Raw genomic sequence first — 18978 nt, 5'->3', positions numbered from 1 at the left:
ATTGTGCGCAAAGACAGTTAACCGGCATTAAAGGCAGCACCATGAAAACGCCTCTGATCACCCGCGAAGGGTACGAGAAACTCAAAAAAGAGATGGATTACCTGTGGCGCGAAGAGCGTCCGGAAGTGACCAAAAAAGTCACCTGGGCCGCAAGTCTGGGCGACCGCAGCGAGAATGCGGACTATCAGTACAATAAAAAGCGACTGCGCGAAATCGATCGCCGGGTACGCTACCTGACGAAATGCCTCGAGAATCTCAAAATTGTCGATTACTCCCCGCAACAGGAAGGTAAAGTGTTTTTCGGCGCGTGGGTCGAAATTGAAAACGACAACGGCGACACCCTGCGTTTTCGTATCGTTGGCTATGATGAAATTTTCGGTCGTAAGGATTACATTTCTATCGATTCACCCATGGCCCGCGCCCTGCTGAAAAAAGAGGTGGGCGATTTAGCCGTTGTCCAGACGCCCGCGGGTGAAGCAAGCTGGTACGTCAACGAAATCGAGTATGTTAAATAGTCCGAGAGCGCCCTCCCCGGCTGGCATTTTTTGGTGTCAGCCCGTATAACTATCCCCCTGATTTTCGATCCACAAGATGAACTGACCATGATGAAAGAGTCGCTCTGCCGCATTATTGCGGGTGATATTCAGGCCAGAGCCGAACAGGTAGAAGCTGCCGTTCGTCTGCTTGATGAAGGGAACACCGTGCCGTTTATTGCACGTTATCGTAAGGAAGTCACCGGCGGTCTGGATGACACGCAGCTGCGTAACCTTGAGACCCGTCTGGGCTATCTGCGCGAGCTGGAAGACCGACGTCAGGCGATCCTCAAATCTATCGGCGAGCAGGGCAAGCTGACCAGTGACCTGGAAAAAGCCATTAACGGTACCCTGAGCAAAACCGAACTTGAAGATCTCTATCTGCCGTACAAACCGAAGCGCCGCACGCGCGGGCAGATTGCGATCGAAGCCGGCCTTGAGCCGCTGGCCGACCTGCTGTGGAACGAGCCGTCTCACGATCCGGAAACCGAAGCCGCCAAATTTATCGACGCCGAAAAAGGCGTAGCGGACACCAAAGCCGCGCTGGACGGCGCTCGCTACATTCTGATGGAGCGCTTCGCCGAAGACGCGGCGCTGCTGGCCAAAGTGCGTGATTACCTGTGGAAGAACGCCCATATCGTCTCCACCGTGGTGTCCGGCAAAGAGGACGAAGGCGCGAAATTCCGCGACTACTTCGATCACCACGAACCCATTTCTACCGCACCGTCTCACCGCGCGCTGGCGATGTTCCGCGGTCGTAACGAAGGCGTGCTGCAGCTCTCCCTGAAGGCCGATCCGCAGTTTGACGAGCCGCCTAAAGAGAGCCACTGTGAGCAGATCATTATGGATCACCTCGGTCTGCGCCTGAACAACGCCCCGGCGGACAGCTGGCGCAAAGGCGTGGTGAGCTGGACCTGGCGCATCAAGGTGCTCATGCACCTCGAAACCGAGCTGATGGGCACCGTGCGCGAGCGCGCCGAAGACGAAGCGATCAACGTCTTCGCCCGTAACCTGCACGACCTGCTGATGGCTGCGCCGGCTGGCCTGCGCGCCACCATGGGTCTCGATCCGGGTCTGCGCACCGGCGTGAAGGTGGCCGTGGTTGACGGCACCGGCAAGCTGGTTGCCACCGACACCATTTACCCGCACACCGGTCAGGCAGCGAAAGCGGCTATCGTGGTCGCCGCGCTGTGCGAGAAGTACAACGTTGAGCTGGTTGCCATCGGTAACGGTACGGCGTCCCGCGAAACCGAACGTTTCTATCTCGACGTGCAGAAGCAGTTCCCGAAAGTGACGGCGCAGAAAGTGATCGTCAGCGAAGCGGGGGCATCTGTCTATTCCGCCTCTGAGCTGGCAGCGCAGGAGTTCCCGGAACTGGACGTTTCCTTGCGCGGTGCGGTCTCTATCGCCCGTCGTTTGCAGGATCCGCTGGCGGAGCTGGTGAAAATTGACCCGAAATCCATCGGCGTGGGCCAGTATCAGCACGACGTGAGCCAGACGCAGCTGGCGCGCAAGCTGGATGCGGTGGTGGAAGACTGCGTTAACGCCGTCGGCGTGGACCTGAACACCGCTTCCGTTCCGCTGCTGACCCGCGTAGCAGGCCTGACCCGTATGATGGCGCAGAATATCGTCGCCTGGCGTGATGAGAACGGTCAGTTCCAGAACCGCCAGCAGCTGCTGAAGGTGAGCCGTCTGGGGCCGAAAGCTTTTGAGCAGTGCGCGGGCTTCCTGCGCATCAACCACGGCGATAACCCGCTGGATGCCTCTACCGTTCACCCGGAAGCCTATCCGGTTGTCGAGCGTATCCTGGCCGCCACCCAGCAGGCGCTGAAAGACCTGATGGGCGACAGCAGCGCGCTGCGTAACCTGAAAGCGGTGGATTTTACCGACGAACAGTTCGGCGTGCCGACGGTCACTGACATCATCAAAGAGCTGGAAAAACCGGGCCGCGATCCGCGTCCTGAGTTTAAAACCGCGACCTTTGCTGACGGCGTGGAAACCATGAACGACCTGCTGCCGGGCATGGTGCTGGAAGGGGCGGTAACCAACGTCACCAACTTTGGCGCGTTTGTGGATATCGGCGTGCATCAGGACGGTCTGGTGCATATCTCTTCCCTCGCCGACAAGTTCGTTGAAGATCCGCACACCGTGGTCAAAGCGGGCGACATCGTGAAGGTGAAAGTGCTGGAAGTGGATCTTCAGCGTAAGCGTATCGCCCTGACCATGCGTCTGGACGAGCAGCCGGGCGACACTAACGCGCGCCGTGGCGGTAATGGCGGAGGCCGTGAACAGCAGCGTCCGGCAGCGAAAGCCGCGAAGCCACGCGGACGTGACGCACAGCCAGCAGGCAACAGCGCGATGATGGATGCTCTGGCAGCGGCGATGGGTAAGAAACGCTAATCCTGTAAATGCCCCTCACCCTAACCCTCTCCCCAAAGGGGAGAGGGAACTTGAACACCCTCGCCCCTTTGGGGAGAGGGCCGGGGTGAGGGGAAAAATTATATCGTAAAATATGAAACCGATTGCATATCCATATTTAAACCGCTATTTATCACTCCATTAACAAATACGCTTTTTATTCCTTCCCGGGTATTCCCGCAAATATTGAGCAAGGTCAAGCAGACCGCAAATTAATACGATTAACAACATCCCGTTACATTTTTATTATTGCTGATAAAAACTATTCTCATTATCATCGCAGTGTTGATTATTTAACCTCTCGTGGAATCAGGCGCTATGCAATTCACTCCAGAAAGTGCGTGGAAAATTATCGGTTTTACCCGTGAGATAAGCCCGGCCTATCGGCAGAAGCTACTGTCACTGGGCATGCTACCCGGCTCATCATTCCAGGTGGTGCGCGTGGCGCCGTTGGGCGATCCTGTTCATATCGAAACCCGACGCGTTAATCTGGTTCTGCGTAAAAAAGACCTCGCATTAATTGAAGTTGAATCTTTATCCCGTTAACAAGCCAGCGGTTTCAGTGAGTCTAAAACAATGAAAAAATTAACTATTGGCTTAATTGGCAATCCTAATTCCGGCAAGACAACCTTATTTAATCAGTTAACCGGCGCACGCCAGCGTGTGGGAAATTGGGCAGGCGTAACGGTTGAACGCAAAGAAGGCCAGTTCACCACGACAGATAATCAGGTCACGCTGGTTGATTTACCGGGGACCTATTCACTCACCACAATTTCATCTCAGACCTCTCTCGATGAGCAAATTGCCTGCCACTATATTCTGAGCGGCGACGCGGATCTGCTCATCAATGTGGTGGATGCCTCCAATCTCGAACGAAATCTGTACCTCACGCTACAGCTGCTGGAGCTGGGGATCCCCTGCATCGTAGCGCTTAACATGCTCGACATCGCCGAGAAGCAAAAGCTGCGCATCGACGTCGACGCCCTCTCCGCCCGTCTGGGCTGCCCGGTGGTTCCGCTGGTTTCTACCCGCGCGCGCGGCATTGACGCCCTGAAGCTGGCAATTGACCGCCACACGGGCAATGCCGACGTCGAACTGGTGCACTACGCCCAGCCGCTGCTGCGCGAGGCCGGGCAGCTGGCGCAGGAGATGGACAACGCCATGCCCGCCAGACAGCGCCTGTGGCTTGGCCTGCAAATGCTGGAAGGCGATATCTACAGCCGCGCCTACGCAGGCGATGCGGCGGATAAACTGAGCGTTGCACAGGCTCGCCTGAGCGACGAGCTCGACGACCCGGCCCTGCATATTGCGGATGCGCGCTATCAGGCCATCGCCGCTATCTGTGACGTGGTCAGCAATGCATTAACCGCTGAACCCAGCCGCTTCACCGCCGCCGTGGATAAGATTGTGCTCAACCGCTTCCTCGGTTTGCCAATCTTTTTACTGGTGATGTACGTAATGTTCCTACTCGCTATAAACATCGGCGGTGCATTACAACCCATCTTTGATGGCGGCTCTGTCGCTATCTTCGTGCACGGTATTCAGTGGCTGGGCTACACCCTCCACTTCCCGGAATGGTTGACCATCTTCCTTGCGCAGGGGATCGGCGGCGGGATCAACACCGTCCTGCCGCTGGTACCGCAGATCGGCATGATGTACCTGTTCCTCTCCTTCCTTGAGGATTCCGGTTACATGGCACGCGCCGCCTTCGTGATGGACCGCCTGATGCAGGCGCTGGGGCTGCCGGGGAAATCCTTCGTGCCGCTGATTGTCGGTTTTGGCTGTAACGTGCCGTCAGTCATGGGCGCGCGTACGCTGGACGCACCGCGCGAACGCCTGATGACCATCATGATGGCGCCGTTCATGTCCTGCGGCGCACGTCTGGCGATCTTCGCGGTCTTTGCCGCGGCGTTCTTTGGTCAAGAAGGGGCGCTGGCCGTCTTCTCCCTGTATGTGCTGGGTATCGTGATGGCTATTCTCACCGGCCTGATGCTGAAGCACACCATCATGCGTGGCGAAGCGTCGCCGTTCGTGATGGAACTGCCGGTTTATCACGTTCCGCACCTGAAAAGCCTGATTATCCAAACCTGGCAACGCCTGAAGGGCTTTGTTCTGCGCGCCGGTAAGGTGATTGTAGTGGTCAGCATTTTCCTGAGCGCCCTGAACAGCTTCACCCTGAGCGGCCAGGCAGCGGACAACATTAATGACTCTGCCCTTGCCTCCGTCAGCCGGATCATTACGCCGGTCTTCAAACCGATTGGCGTACAGGAAGACAACTGGCAGGCAACCGTGGGCCTGTTCACCGGCGCGATGGCAAAAGAGGTGGTTGTCGGCACCCTGAACACGCTCTACACCGCGGAAAACATCCAGGAAGAGGAGTTCAACCCGGCAGAGTTCAGCCTCGGTGACGAACTTCTGGGTGCAGTAGAAGAGACCTGGCAGAGCCTGAAAGACACCTTCAGCCTGAGCGTGCTGGCGAACCCGATTGAAGCCAGCAAAGGCGACGGCGTAATGGCGACCGGAGCAATGGGCGTGATGGGCCAGAAATTTGGCAGCGCGTCGGCGGCCTACAGCTACCTGATCTTCGTCCTGCTCTATATTCCGTGCATCTCGGTCATGGGCGCCATTGCCCGTGAGTCCAGCCGCGGCTGGATGGGCTTCTCCATTCTGTGGGGGCTGAACATTGCCTACTCGCTGGCGACCGTGTTTTATCAAACCGTCAATTACAGCCAGCATCCGCGCTACAGCCTGGTCTGTATCCTCGCGGTGATCCTGTTTAACGTGATGGTGATTGGCCTGCTGCGCCGGGCACGTAGCCGCGTTGACGTTAACCTGCTGGCAACGCGCAAAACCCCAACGACCTGCTGTAGTAGCCCTGCGGGCGACTGTCACTAAGGGGAAAAAAGATGGCATCGTTGATTCAGGTTCGTGACCTACTGGCGTTACAGGGACGAATGGAGGCGAAGCAGCTCAGCCTCAGCCTGCATACGCCGCAGCCGATGATCGATGCCATGCTGGAAAGGCTGGAGGCGATGGGGAAAGCCGTGCGCATTCAGGAAGAGCCGGACAGTTGTCTGTCCGGCAGTTGTAAAAGTTGTCCGGAAGGTAAAGCCTGCCTCAGGGAGTGGTGGACGCTTCGCTGATAAAATTGGACAGCGCCGAACAAAACTCAGCAGGATGAGAGATGAACGGCGCATGTGCCGCTTTGGCAACCACCATTGATTCACTCTCCGGCCACAGCGCATCCAGCAGCGGAACCACCTTGCGCGGGACCAGCCCATCCAGATAGCCATAAATACGCAGATGCGGCACCGTCAGTGACGCCAGCGGCTCACGCAGATCGGCCGTTTTCAGGATCTCCAGTCCACCGTTCAGCACCTCAACCTCCGGCATCGGCAGGGAAAGCACCGTCTGCTTCAGCATCCGCGCGTCCTGACGGGCGGTTTCTGTTCCCATCGTCTGCAACGCCAGGAAACGCTCCACCGTCCGCTGGAAATCTTCGCTCAACTGGTGCTGGAACCCGGCCAGCACCTCAGGTTTGATGCCCGGCCACGCCTCGCGGGCGCTGAAACAGGGTGATGAGGCAACGGTGATCAGCGCCTGGACCCGCTCAGGATGGCGCAGCGCAATCTGGCTTGCCACCAGCCCGCCCAGGCTCCAGCCGAGCCAGACGGCTTTTTGCGGCGCCGCTTCCAGAACCTGCTCCGCCATGTCCTCGAGCGTCATCGCGCCGTAGCCGTGGCTGCGGCCATACCCCGGCAGATCCACCAGGTGTACCGTAAATTGCGAGGCCAGTTCCTCACTTATGCAACGCCACACTTCGGCGTTCAGTCCCCATCCGTGCAGCAGCACAAGATGACAATTTCCCGTCCCAACGGTCTGCCACCACAGCGTCTTCATCAGTTAACGTTCTCTTTTTTCACATGGAGGTTGCGTATGCTAACAGTGCCCGGCTTGTGCTGGCTATGCCGAATGCCACTTGCGCTGAGCGCGTGGGGCGTCTGTTCCGTTTGCACGGGAGCGCTGGGTTACCTGAAGGGCTGTCCGCAATGCGGCTTGCCTGCCGTAAGCCAGACGCTCCCCTGTGGTCGATGCCTGAAAAAAGCGCCGCCGTGGAGCGCGCTGGTGGCGGTGGATGATTACGTTTTGCCGCTGAGTCGTCTGGTTCATCAGTTTAAGTTTTCCAGCCAGTTCGCGCTGGCGCAGCCACTGGCACGCCTGTTATTACTGGCGGTATTGCAGGCGCGAAGAACGCGTGGGCTACCGTCGGTCGACACGCTCGTGAACGTGCCACTCTTTCAGCGTCGGCACTGGCGGCGGGGATACAATCAGAGCGACCTGCTGTGCCGTCCGCTCGCCCGCTGGCTGGGTTGCCGGTACCCCGCCTCTGCGCTGAAACGTATTCATGCCACTGCCGTTCAGCACCGGCTCAACGCCCGGTCGCGCAAAAGAAACCTGAAAAACGCCTTTCGCCTTGAATTGCCGGTCAACGGTCTCCATATCGCGATTGTGGATGATGTCGTCACCACGGGCAGTACCGTGGCTGAACTTTCCCGACTGCTTTTGCAAAGCGGCGCCGCGTCAGTTCAGGTATGGTGTCTGTGCCGTACCTTGTAGCCCTTCTTCAATGGGCGTATGATTATACCCAGGTAATTTAGTCAACTATTAGGCCAAAGCTATGATCCGTATTTCCGATTCTGCACAAGCGCACTTTGCCAAACTGCTGGCAAATCAGGAAGAAGGGACGCAGATCCGCGTGTTTGTGATCAATCCAGGCACTCCGAATGCAGAATGTGGTGTCTCTTATTGTCCTCCGGATGCTGTGGAAGCAACTGACACTGCCCTTAAATTTGAACAGCTCACCGCATACGTTGATGAGCTGAGCGCGCCGTATCTTGAAGATGCGGAGATTGATTTCGTCACCGACCAGCTGGGTTCGCAGCTGACGCTGAAGGCGCCAAACGCGAAGATGCGTAAAGTCTCTGACGATGCCCCGCTGATGGAGCGTGTGGAATATCTGCTGCAATCGCAGATCAACCCGCAGCTGGCCGGCCACGGTGGACGTGTTTCCCTGATGGAAATCACCGAAGATGGTCTGGCGATCCTGCAATTCGGCGGCGGCTGTAACGGCTGCTCCATGGTCGATGTAACCCTGAAAGAAGGGATCGAGAAGCAGCTGCTGAACGAATTCCCGGAACTGAAAGGCGTGCGCGATCTGACCGAACACCAGCGCGGCGAGCACTCTTACTACTAATTCAGTGCCCGTCTGTATTGCCCGGTGGCGCTGCGCTTACCGGGCCTGCTTTTTCTTGCCTCCCCCTCTATATGTTGACCTGCGTCTCATAATTCAAATTTTGCCTCCCTGGGTGATTCTCAATCACATCATGTTACCCGTATCATTCCCATGGGCACTCAACACCCTTATAACAGCCGACTAAACTTATCGTTTTCGCAGGCATCAGTATGAGTGCCGTTACTACTCTGTTCCCAGTTGGGACAACCGGAATTTGTCGTTGAAACAATGACGTTACCCATAACAATTCAAAGGCCAGGTCAATCATGCCATTAGTCATCGTCGCTATCGGTGTTGTGTTATTACTGCTCTTGATGATCCGCTTCAAAATGAACGGATTTATCGCTCTGGTTCTGGTGGCACTTGCAGTCGGTCTGATGCAGGGAATGCCGCTGGTTAAAGTTATCAGCTCCATTAAAGCCGGTGTCGGCGGTACGCTCGGCAGCCTGGCGCTGATCATGGGCTTCGGCGCCATGCTCGGTAAAATGCTCGCGGACTGCGGTGGCGCGCAGCGTATTGCCACTACCCTTATCGATAAATTTGGCAAGCAGCACATCCAGTGGGCGGTGGTGTTAACCGGTTTTACCGTCGGTTTCGCACTGTTCTATGAAGTGGGCTTCGTCCTGATGCTGCCGCTGGTGTTCACCATCGCCGCTGCCGCCAACATCCCGCTGCTGTTCGTAGGCGTACCGATGGCTGCGGCGCTGTCCGTCACCCACGGCTTCCTGCCGCCGCATCCGGGTCCAACGGCTATCGCTACCATCTTCCACGCCGACATGGGTAAAACCCTGCTGTTCGGTACGATTCTGGCGATCCCAACGGTTATCCTGGCCGGTCCTGTTTATGCGCGCTTCCTGAAAGGCATTGATAAGCCCATCCCGGAAGGCCTGTACAGCGCCAAAACCTTCACAGATGCAGAGATGCCTGGCTTTGGCGTCAGCGTCTGGACCTCTCTGGTGCCGGTGATCCTGATGGCAATGCGTGCCGTAGCAGAGATGGTTCTGCCGAAAGGTCACGCGTTCCTGTCCGTTGCGGAGTTCCTGGGCGACCCGGTGATGGCAACGCTGATTGCGGTCCTGATCGCCATGTTCACCTTCGGTCTTAACCGTGGTCGTTCCATGGATCAGATCAACGACACGCTGACCTCTTCCATCAAAATCATTGCCATGATGCTGCTGATCATCGGCGGTGGCGGCGCGTTTAAGCAGGTGCTGGTCGACAGCGGCGTGGATAAATACATTGCTGCCATGATGCATGAAACCAACGTATCGCCGCTCCTGATGGCATGGTCTATTGCCGCGGTGCTGCGTATCGCGCTGGGCTCTGCAACCGTTGCGGCGATTACCGCGGGTGGTATCGTTGCGCCGCTGATTGCGACCACGGGCGTAAGCCCTGAGCTGATGGTTATCGCGGTCGGTTCGGGCAGCGTGATTTTCTCCCACGTGAACGATCCGGGCTTCTGGCTGTTCAAGGAGTACTTCAACCTGACCATCGGTGAAACCATCAAGTCCTGGTCCGCGCTGGAAACCATTATTTCGGTGTGCGGTCTGGTCGGGGTGCTGCTGTTGAATATGGTGGTCTGATGCCCTAAGTCGGGTGGCGGCTACGCCTTACCCGACCTACATGAGCACGACCTGATAATAAAAAACCCGCCACTGGCGGGTTTTTTATTATTTCTTCGCGGCTGCTTTTCGCCGTTTATCCAAATCCTTAATCAACCTGTTCACCCCGTCATCGGCGAACATCGCTTCAAGCGTAGTGGACAGCTTGCGACGCCAGTTTTTGTACTGATAGCTGGTACCGGGTATGTTTACCGGCTCCGCCATATCAATCCAGTCTTCCGGTTGCAGACCGAGCAACGCGCTGTTGCTGGCGGCAATATAGCGCTGTAAGCCACGGTTAAGCGTTGGCGTCATCGACATCAGCGCCGCCTTATGCCCGGCGCGCTTCGGCAGACAGCCATGCTTATGCAGCGCATCCAGCAGCCCCTGTTTCGCCAGCTCGCGATCCTGATACAACCCACGCAGAACCTCTTCATCCGGGTAGAGACCCAGCGTTTTGCCGAGCGTCAGGTCGCCGCTTTCCCAGTAGCCTCTGAGCGTAGGAAGATCATGCGTCGTCGCGACTGCCATTGACTGTTCAGGGTACGCTTTCGGCGCGCGGAAGGTTTTCTCATGGTCGTTTTCAAAATAGAGCACTTTGTAGGAGTAAACCCCGCTGTCGCGGAGCTTGCTGACAATCTCAACCGGCACGGTACCGAGATCTTCGCCAATCACCATGCACTGATGACGTTTACTCTCCAGCGCGAGGATTGAGAGCAGATCGTCCACCGGATACTGCACGTACGCCCCGTGATCGGCCGTTTCACCGTACGGGATCCACCACAGACGCAGCACAGACATGACATGGTCGATACGCAACGCGCCGCAGTTCTGCATGTTAGCGCGCAGCAGATCGATAAACGGCTCGTAGGCACGCGCCGCCATCACGTGTGGATCCATCGGCGGCAAGCCCCAGTTCTGACCAAGCGGGCCCAGAATATCCGGCGGCGCACCGACGGAGGCTTTCAGACAGTAAAGTTCACGGTCACACCAGGTCTCCGCCCCGCCTTCCGCCACGCCGACGGCCAGATCGCGATACAGACCGATCGGCATGTTATAGCCCTGGCTCACCTGCCAGCAGGCAGCAAACTGGCTGTACGCCAGCCACTGCAACCAGAGATAGAAATCCACTTCGTCGGCATGCGTCTCACAAAACGCCTTCACTTCCGGGGTATCCACGGACTGATACGCTTCCGGCCACACCGGCCAGCCCCAGCGCATCTCATCCTCCTGGACCTGATACGCATGCAGCGCATCAAACGCAGCCTGCCAGTAAAGGCTCTCGCCTTCCTGCATCACAAACTGGCGGAAGGCTGCCATCTGCTCGTCGTCACGCTTCGCAAAGCCCTTCCATGCCAGACGCAGCGCCGCCATTTTCAGCGCGGTCACGGAGGCATAATCGACCCAGTCCGCATCGCGGGCCTGTTTCAGCATCTGTTGGGTGGTGTCCAGCTTCCACCACGCCTGCGCCTCTTTGCTGTTTTTGAAATCGTCTAACGCGTTAACGTCGATGTAGATCACGTTCAGCCAGCGGCGGGAAGACGGGCTGTACGGGCTGGCGCTTTCCGGATTCGCCGGATAGAGGGCGTGGATCGGGTTGAGACCGATAAATGCCCCGCCGCGCTCACCAACAGATGCCAGCATCTTTTTCAGGTCGCCAAAATCGCCAATGCCCCAGTTGCTGTCTGAACGCAAGGTGTAAAGCTGCACACAGGCGCCCCACAGCTTTTTGCCTTCGAGTAGCGCCTGCGGCTCATAGCAGCGCTTCGGCGCGACGATCACCCGACAGTGGAAGCGGCTGTCATTCTGGGTGAGCGTCAGGCTGTGATAGCCCTCCGGCAGCTTCGCCGGAAGGGTGAGGGTTTTGCCGCCGGTGGCATGGCCTTTATGCTGATGCCCCTCTTCGGTGGTGAGCAGCCAGCTGAACTCGCCGCGTCCTTCCACCGCCAGCGGCATCTTTTTGCCCGCGGTAAAGACCTTCACGTTCGGCACCGGCGCTCCCGACGCTTTCGCGTCGGATTTGTGCATGGCATCCAGCAAACGTCTTTTGGTGTCCGCACCAATAGACTGCGGTTTGCCGTGCGCATTGATGTAACTGAGGCTAATTCCCGCCGCCTGCGCGGCACTGTCCAGACGTTTACTCTCCATCGCGCTTCCTTAGCGTTTTGCCTGCCAGATACGAGCCTGATAATCACGGATTGAGCGGTCAGAGCTGAACATACCGCAGCGCGCGGTGTTCAGGATACACGCGCGGGTCCAGGCATCCTGGTCGCGATACAGCACGTCGACCTGCTTCTGCGCTTCAACGTAAGCGGTGAAGTCCGCCATGACCAGGTACGGGTCGCCGCCCTGTTTGTCCATGCTGTGCAGCATCTGGTCAAACGCGTGCTTGTCGCCGTCGCTGTACTTTCCGCTTTCCAGCTCTTTCAACACCGCATCCAGCACTTTGTCTTTTTTACGCCATTTCACCGGGTCGTACCCTTTGGCTTTGATGGCTTTCACTTCTTCAACAGTATGGCCGAAGATAAAGATGTTCTCTTCACCGACCTTCTCGGCGATTTCAACGTTCGCACCGTCCAGCGTGCCGACGGTCAGCGCGCCGTTCAGGGCCAGCTTCATGTTGCCGGTGCCGGACGCTTCTTTACCGGCGGTAGAGATCTGCTCGGAAATATCCGCCGCCGGGATCAGCATTTCAGCCGCAGAGACGCAGTAGTCCGGCAGGAACACCACCTTCAGCTTGTCGCCCACTTTCGGATCGTTGTTGACCGCCGCCGCCACTTTATTAATGGCAAGGATAATGTTTTTCGCCAGGTAGTAGCCCGGCGCCGCTTTCGCACCGAACAGGAACACGCGCGGGACGCGGTCGGCCTGAGGGTTCTCGCGGATCTCTTTGTACAGCGCCAGAATGTGCAGCAGGTTCAGGTGCTGACGTTTGTACTCGTGCAGGCGTTTGATCTGGATATCGAAAATCGCATTTGGGTTAATTTCAATTCCGGTACGCATTTTCACGAACTCGGCCAGACGTACCTTGTTCTCCAGCTTAATGGCGCGGTACTGCTCGCGGAACTTCGCGTCGTCAGCGTATTTTTCCAGGTTGATGAGCTGGTCCAGATCGTTGGCCCACTCTTTCTTCAGGGTCTTGTCCAGCAGGCCGGCCAGCAGCGGGTTGCACTGTTTGATCCAGCGACGCGGCGTAATGCCGTTGGTCACGTTGTGGAATTTGGTCGGCCACAGCTGGTGGTATTCCGGGAAGAGGTCTTTCACCACCAGATCCGAGTGCAGCGCGGCCACGCCGTTCACCGCAAAGCCGCTTACCACGCACATGTTTGCCATGCGCACCTGTTTGTTGTGTACCACGGCCAGCTTCGCCCAGACGGCTTTGTCGCCCGGCCAGGTTTTCTCCACCAGCACGTTAAACTGGTCGTTAATTTTATTGATGATCTGCATATGGCGCGGCAGCAGCGTTTTCACCAGCTTCTCATCCCAGCACTCCAGCGCTTCCGGCATCAGGGTGTGGTTGGTGTAGGCGAAGGTGCGGCTGGTGATGGCCCAGGCGTCGTCCCAGCTCAGCTGATGCTCGTCGATCAGCACGCGCAGAAGTTCCGGGATGGCAATGGTTGGGTGCGTGTCGTTGAGCTGAATAACTTCGAAGTCCGGCAGCTGCGCCAGCTTGCGGCCCGCCAGGTGGTGGCGGCGCAGAATGTCCGCCACGGAACAGGCGCACTGGAAGTATTGCTGCATCAGGCGCAGCTTTTTACCCGCCAGATGGTTGTCGTTCGGGTAGAGCACTTTGGTCAGCTTCTCGGCGTCGATACCCTGCTGCTCGGCGCGCAGGAAATCACCGTCATTGAATTTAGTCAGGTTAAATGGATGCGCGTGCTTCGCCTGCCACAGACGCAGCGGCTGCGCCACGCCGTTACGGTAGCCGAGCACCGGCAGATCCCAGGCTTCACCGGTAATGGTGAACGCTGGTTCCCAGAGCCCCTGCTTCGTGACTTTCCCGCCAATCCCGACCTGCACATCCAGCTGTGCGTTGTGGCGGAACCACGGGTAAGTATTACGATGCCAGTCGTCCGGCGCTTCCATCTGGTGGCCGTCAGCGAACGACTGGCGGAACAGACCGTACTGGTAGTTCAGACCATAGCCAATGGCCGACTGGCCCACGGTTGCCATGGAATCCAGGAAGCAGGCTGCCAGACGTCCCAGACCGCCGTTACCCAGCGCCGGATCAATCTCTTCTTCCAGCAGATCGGTCAGGTTGATGTCGTGTTCTTTCAGCACGTCGCCGACGTCCTGATACCAGCCAAGGTTCAGCAGATTGTTACCCGTCAGACGGCCAATCAGGAACTCCATCGAAATGTAGTTGACGTGACGCTGGCCTTTCACAGGCTTCGTCGCGGGCTGAGCGTCCAGCTGCTCTGCGAGCGCCCCGCTCACCGCCTGCCACCACTGGTGAGGCGTCATCTCGTTTGCAGCATGAAGGCCAAAACGCTGCCACTGACGCGTCAGGGCAGCCTGGAATTGAGCTTTGTTGAAAGTAGGCTGTGACATAGGGAATCGGCATCCTGTAGAGAGAAAACACATTTGGCGTTAGTGTGCCTGGCTCATTGCGCCTCTTCCTCCTCCTGTCGGGGATTAGGCAGGGAGGAGTAGCGGGGATGAGCATAAAAGTGTGATCGAGGCCACTGTGTAAGTGTGCGCTTCGCTGAAAAAGCGATCCCGGAAGAGCGTCAAAGAAATGAAATGCAGTTTCGGAGGAAATTAATCATCGCTGAAATGATTACTTACGTAGAATAATATTTCTCACGTACAGCGGCTTTCCAGCAACACTATTAAGCCAGAGCAACTTTCCCCAAAGTTAATTAACTTCACCGTCATTATCTCTTTCTGAAACCAGTTTCAGCGCAACCGCGCGCCATGCAGACAAGCCAGTAACAGCGCGGCATCCAGCCATTTATGAAAAGTTCCACCAATGATGAGAATGTTTTGTGACAGAGTGCAAATTCAGAGCCTCCAAACCCAGACATAACTTGCAATAGTTCCTCTATTGGCCGAACTTATAGATATTAATTACGAAGCGCAAAAAAAATAAATTCTCTCGTTCCCCACAGTGAAGTGAAAACTATGTTGATTCCGTCCAAATTAAGTCGCCCGGTTCGTCTTGACCATACTGTGGTCCGCGAGCGCCTGCTGGCTAAACTTTCCGGTGCGCATAATTTCCGACTGGCGCTGGTTACGAGTCCTGCGGGTTATGGAAAAACAACGCTCATTTCGCAATGGGCGGCAGGTAAAAGCGATCTTGGCTGGTACTCCCTGGATGAAGGTGATAACCAGCAGGAGCGTTTTGCCAGCTATTTAATTGCCGCGATTCAGCAGGCAACCAACGGACATTGCGTCACCAGCGAGGTGATGGTGCAAAAGCGCCAGTACGCCAGCCTGTCCTCTCTGTTCTCCCAGCTGTTTATCGAACTGGCCGAATGGCATCGCCCGCTGTATGTGGTGATTGATGATTATCATCTGATCACCAACCCGGTTATTCACGAGTCGATGCGGTTCTTCCTGCGCCATCAGCCGGAAAACCTGACGCTGGTCGTCCTGTCGCGCAACCTTCCGCAGCTGGGCATTGCCAACCTGCGGGTGCGCGATCAGCTGCTGGAAATCGGCAGTCAGCAGCTGGCCTTTACCCATCAGGAAGCGAAACAGTTCTTTGACTGCCGTCTGACTTCTCCGATTGAGGCGTCGGAAAGCAGCCGCCTGTGTGATGACGTTGCAGGCTGGGCCACGGCGCTTCAGCTGATTGCCCTTTCCGCGCGGCAAAACAATAGCCCAACGCACCAGTCCGCGCGCCGCCTGGCGGGCATCAACGCCAGCCACCTGTCGGATTATCTGGTGGATGAGGTACTCAACAGCGTAGACCTCACTACCCGCCATTTCCTGCTGAAAAGCTCCCTGCTACGTTCGATGAACGATGCGCTGATTGTGCGCGTCACCGGTATTGAAAACGGGCAGCTTCAGCTCGAAGAGATTGAACGTCAGGGTTTGTTCCTGACGCGAATGGACGATCCCGGCGAATGGTTTAGCTACCATCCGCTGTTTGGCAGCTTCCTGCGCCAGCGTTGCCAGTGGGAGATGGCCGCAGAGCTGCCAGAAATTCACCGCGCCGCCGCCGAAAGCTGGATGGCGCAAGGTTTCCCGAGCGAGGCTATCCACCATGCGCTGGCCGCCGGAGATGCCGGTATGCTGCGCGATATTCTGCTCAACCACGCGTGGGGACTGTTCAACCACAGCGAACTGACGCTGCTGGAAGAGTCGTTAAAAGCGCTGCCGTGGGAGAGCCTGCTGGAGAATCCGCGTCTGGTGCTGCTCCAGGCCTGGCTGATGCAGAGCCAGCATCGTTACAGCGAAGTGAACACCCTGCTGGCGCGCGCCGAGCAGGAAATGGAAAGCGAGATGGATGCCACCCTGCACGGCGAATTTAACGCCCTGCGTGCGCAGGTGGCGATTAACGACGGCGACCCGGAAGAAGCCGAACGGCTGGCGATGGTCGCGCTGGATGAGCTGCCGCTGGCGAATTTCTACAGCCGTATTGTGGCCACCTCGGTACACGGCGAAGTGCTGCATTGTAAGGGCGACCTCACGCGTTCGCTTTCGCTCATGCAGCAAACCGAACAGATGGCCCGCCGCCACGATGTCTGGCACTACGCCCTCTGGAGCCTGATCCAGCAAAGCGAGATTTTATTTGCTCAGGGGTTCCTGCAGGCCGCCTGGGAAAACCAGGAGAAAGCGTTCCAGCTGATCCGTGAACAGCATCTGGAACAGCTGCCGATGCACGAGTTCCTGTTGCGTATTCGCGCTCAGCTGCTCTGGGCATGGTCGCGTCTGGATGAAGCAGAAAGCTGCGCCCGCCAGGGCCTGAATGTGCTTTCGAGCTTCCAGCCGCAGCAGCAACTCCAGTGCCTGGCCCTGCTGGTGCAGTGCTCGCTGGCACGCGGCGACCTGGATAATGCCCGCAACCACCTTAACCGCCTGGAAAACCTGCTCGGCAACGGGCAGTACCATAGCGACTGGGTCTCCAACGCCGATAAGGTCCGGGTGATTTACTGGCAGATGACCGGCGATAAAAAGTCCGCCGCCAACTGGCTGCGTCACACGCCTAAACCAGAATTTGCCAATAACCACTTCCTGCAAAGCCAGTGGCGCAATATTGCCCGCGTGCAGATCCTGCTGGGTGACTTCGAGCCTGCCGAAATCGTGCTGGAAGAGTTAAACGAAAACGCCCGTAGCCTGCGCCTGATGAGCGATTTAAACCGCAACCTGCTGCTGTTAAACCAGCTTTACTGGCAGGCGGGACGTAAAAACGATGCCCAGCGCGTGCTGCTGGAAGCGTTGCAGCTGGCGAACCGCACCGGGTTTATCAGCCACTTTGTGATTGAGGGTGAAGTGATGGCCCAGCAGTTGCGCCAGCTGATTCAGCTCAACACGCTGCCGGAACTCGATCAGCATCGCGCCCAGCGCATTCTGCGCGAGATCAACCAGCACCATCGCCACAAGTTTGCGCACTTCGATGAGAACTTTGTTGAACGTCTGCTGAACCATCCGGAAGTACCGGAGCTTATCCGCACCAGCCCGCTCACACAGCGTGAATGGCAGGTGCTGGGGCTGATCTATTCAGGCTACAGCAACGAGCAGATAGCCGGTGAGCTGGCGGTGGCGGCAACCACCATCAAAACGCACATTCGCAATCTGTATCAGAAGCTGGGCGTGGCGCACCGTCAGGACGCGGTGCAGCATGCGCAGCAGTTGTTGAAGATGATGGGATACGGAGTTTAGTTTTGTGCGGCCTGATGCCCTCACCCCGGCCCTCTCCCACAGGGCTGAGGGATCCCCAGTAATTTTTTTATGCAGAAGCAATAAAGTTGCTTTCTAAATGACTGAGGGCTGTCAGCGATGCCCTGGTCCGGCTGTAAATCGCTGAGGCTTTTGCCTTCCGGCCGGGGCGAGGCGCAGGGATGCGCCGAGAGGGCGGCTTTACAGGGACGTTGCCTCCGCCCGTACCCGATAAGCCGGAAGGAATAAGCCGAGGGCACCGCGAAGCGGCGATTTACCGCCGGGAGCCCGGGTCGCCAGGGTGGTGGCGACTGAGCCACCCTGGCACGTTCACCGGTCATGTCGTTACAGAGTAGCAAGGAACATAAAGTGAACGGAATGACCACCACCGCCGTATGTTCCCCTCACCCTAACCCTCTCCCCGGAGGGGCGAGGGGATTGCTCAGTGCTCGCATTAATTTGTGGGGAACCCTCTCCCACAGGGAGAGGGAGAACAATTTGTAGGTCGGGTAAGCGCAGCGCCACCCGACACCACCGCTAGCACAACTCCAGCTGCAAATTGTTATCCTTAATCACCTGCAACACGCCCGCCGGCGGCATCTCGTCGGTGTAGACCGCATTCACCATGCTAATGCTGCCCATGTTGACCATCGCATTGCGGCCAAATTTCGAGTGATCCACCACCAGCATCACGTGGCGCGAGTTCTCAATAATCGCGCGCTTGGTGCGCACCTCGTGGTAATCAAACTCCAGCAGCGAGCCGTCGGTGTCGATGCCGCTGATCCCCAGAATGCCGAAGTCGAGGCGGAACTGAGAGATAAAATCGAGCGTCGCTTCGCCGATAATGCCCCCGTCGCGGCTGCGCAGTTCGCCGCCCGCGAGGATGATGCGAAAATCGTCTTTCTGCATCAACGTGTTGGCCACGTTCAGGTTGTTGGTCACCACGCGGAGGTTCTCATGGTTCAGCAGCGCATGGGCGACCGCTTCCGGCGTGGTGCCGATATCAATAAACAGCGTCGCGCCGTTCGGGATCTGGCTCGCCACTTTACGGGCGATACGCTCTTTCTCTGCCGTTTGCGTCGCCTTACGATCATGCCATGAGGTGTTCACCGAGCTGGACGGCAGCGCCGCGCCGCCGTGATGGCGCAGAATACGGTTCTGATCGGCCAGGTCGTTGAGGTCACGACGGATGGTTTGCGGGCTGACGGCAAACTGCTCCACCAGCTCTTCAGTACTGACGTATCCCTGTTTTTTTACCAGTTCGATAATGGCGTCATGACGTTGTGTTTGTTTCATGAAATATCCC

General features: G+C 57.3%; 13 protein-coding genes. 9 read left to right on the top strand and 4 right to left on the bottom strand.

What is annotated here, in order from left to right; genetic code table 11:
• Window positions 1-41: 41 nt before the first annotated feature.
• The 5 genes from greB (at window position 42) to feoC (ending at window position 6094) form a co-directional block, all read left to right on the top strand.
• Window positions 42-515 (top strand): transcription elongation factor GreB, encoded by a 474-nt coding sequence (gene greB, locus ACOTXC_RS15040; protein ID WP_022649631.1) that lies wholly within the window; start codon window positions 42-44, stop codon window positions 513-515.
• An 87-nt stretch (window positions 516-602) separates the two neighbouring features.
• Window positions 603-2933: a Tex family protein gene (locus ACOTXC_RS15035; RefSeq protein WP_421767808.1), complete on the top strand. Its 2331-nt coding sequence runs from the start codon at window positions 603-605 to the stop codon at window positions 2931-2933.
• Between the two features lie 336 nt (window positions 2934-3269).
• Entirely contained in the window at window positions 3270-3497 is a 228-nt protein-coding gene (feoA, locus tag ACOTXC_RS15030; RefSeq protein WP_022649633.1) for a ferrous iron transporter A, read from the top strand.
• A 30-nt stretch (window positions 3498-3527) separates the two neighbouring features.
• Window positions 3528-5846 (top strand): Fe(2+) transporter permease subunit FeoB, encoded by a 2319-nt coding sequence (feoB, locus tag ACOTXC_RS15025; protein ID WP_022649634.1) that lies wholly within the window; start codon window positions 3528-3530, stop codon window positions 5844-5846.
• An 11-nt stretch (window positions 5847-5857) separates the two neighbouring features.
• Window positions 5858-6094, top strand: coding sequence for a [Fe-S]-dependent transcriptional repressor FeoC (gene feoC, locus ACOTXC_RS15020; RefSeq protein WP_015571443.1), 237 nt, complete (start codon window positions 5858-5860; stop codon window positions 6092-6094).
• Here feoC and bioH read toward each other — a convergent pair.
• Window positions 6069-6851 carry a pimeloyl-ACP methyl ester esterase BioH gene (gene bioH, locus ACOTXC_RS15015; RefSeq protein ID WP_023298786.1) on the bottom strand — a complete coding sequence of 261 codons (783 nt, stop codon included), beginning with the start codon at window positions 6849-6851 and terminating at the stop codon, window positions 6069-6071. The two genes, feoC and bioH, sit on opposite strands and share 26 nt — an antisense overlap.
• Window positions 6852-6887: 36 nt before the next feature.
• On the opposite strand from bioH, the gene gntX reads away from it, so the two are divergent.
• From gntX to gntT, 3 genes are all read left to right on the top strand, one after another.
• A complete protein-coding gene (gntX, locus tag ACOTXC_RS15010; protein ID WP_023298787.1) occupies window positions 6888-7568 on the top strand; it encodes a DNA utilization protein GntX in 681 nt (226 codons plus the stop codon).
• Between the two features lie 61 nt (window positions 7569-7629).
• On the top strand, window positions 7630-8205 hold the full coding sequence (nfuA, locus tag ACOTXC_RS15005; protein WP_003861601.1) for a Fe-S biogenesis protein NfuA: 576 nt from the start codon (window positions 7630-7632) through the stop codon (window positions 8203-8205).
• A gap of 305 nt (window positions 8206-8510) precedes the next feature.
• On the top strand, window positions 8511-9827 hold the full coding sequence (gene gntT / locus ACOTXC_RS15000; protein ID WP_022649637.1) for a gluconate transporter: 1317 nt from the start codon (window positions 8511-8513) through the stop codon (window positions 9825-9827).
• Window positions 9828-9914: 87 nt separating this feature from the next.
• Here the strand turns inward: gntT and malQ are convergent, their stop codons facing one another.
• Window positions 9915-11993: a 4-alpha-glucanotransferase gene (gene malQ, locus ACOTXC_RS14995; protein WP_421767805.1), complete on the bottom strand. Its 2079-nt coding sequence runs from the start codon at window positions 11991-11993 to the stop codon at window positions 9915-9917.
• 9 nt (window positions 11994-12002) lie between these two features.
• Entirely contained in the window at window positions 12003-14396 is a 2394-nt protein-coding gene (malP, locus tag ACOTXC_RS14990; protein ID WP_058645898.1) for a maltodextrin phosphorylase, read from the bottom strand.
• A gap of 573 nt (window positions 14397-14969) precedes the next feature.
• On the opposite strand from malP, the gene malT reads away from it, so the two are divergent.
• Window positions 14970-17675 carry an HTH-type transcriptional regulator MalT gene (malT, locus tag ACOTXC_RS14985; RefSeq protein ID WP_022649640.1) on the top strand — a complete coding sequence of 902 codons (2706 nt, stop codon included), beginning with the start codon at window positions 14970-14972 and terminating at the stop codon, window positions 17673-17675.
• A gap of 534 nt (window positions 17676-18209) precedes the next feature.
• Here the strand turns inward: malT and ACOTXC_RS14980 are convergent.
• Complete coding sequence (locus ACOTXC_RS14980) at window positions 18210-18968, bottom strand: DeoR/GlpR family transcriptional regulator (protein WP_022649641.1); 759 nt, start codon at window positions 18966-18968, stop codon at window positions 18210-18212.
• Window positions 18969-18978: the final 10 nt, after the last annotated feature.

It is taken from the genome of Enterobacter cloacae complex sp. IR5428 (assembly GCF_049238585.1).
GTDB lineage: Bacteria > Pseudomonadota > Gammaproteobacteria > Enterobacterales > Enterobacteriaceae > Enterobacter > Enterobacter intestinihominis.
The sequence above is the reverse complement of the archived record's forward strand: the minus strand, read 5'-3'. Positions and strand labels throughout refer to the sequence as shown.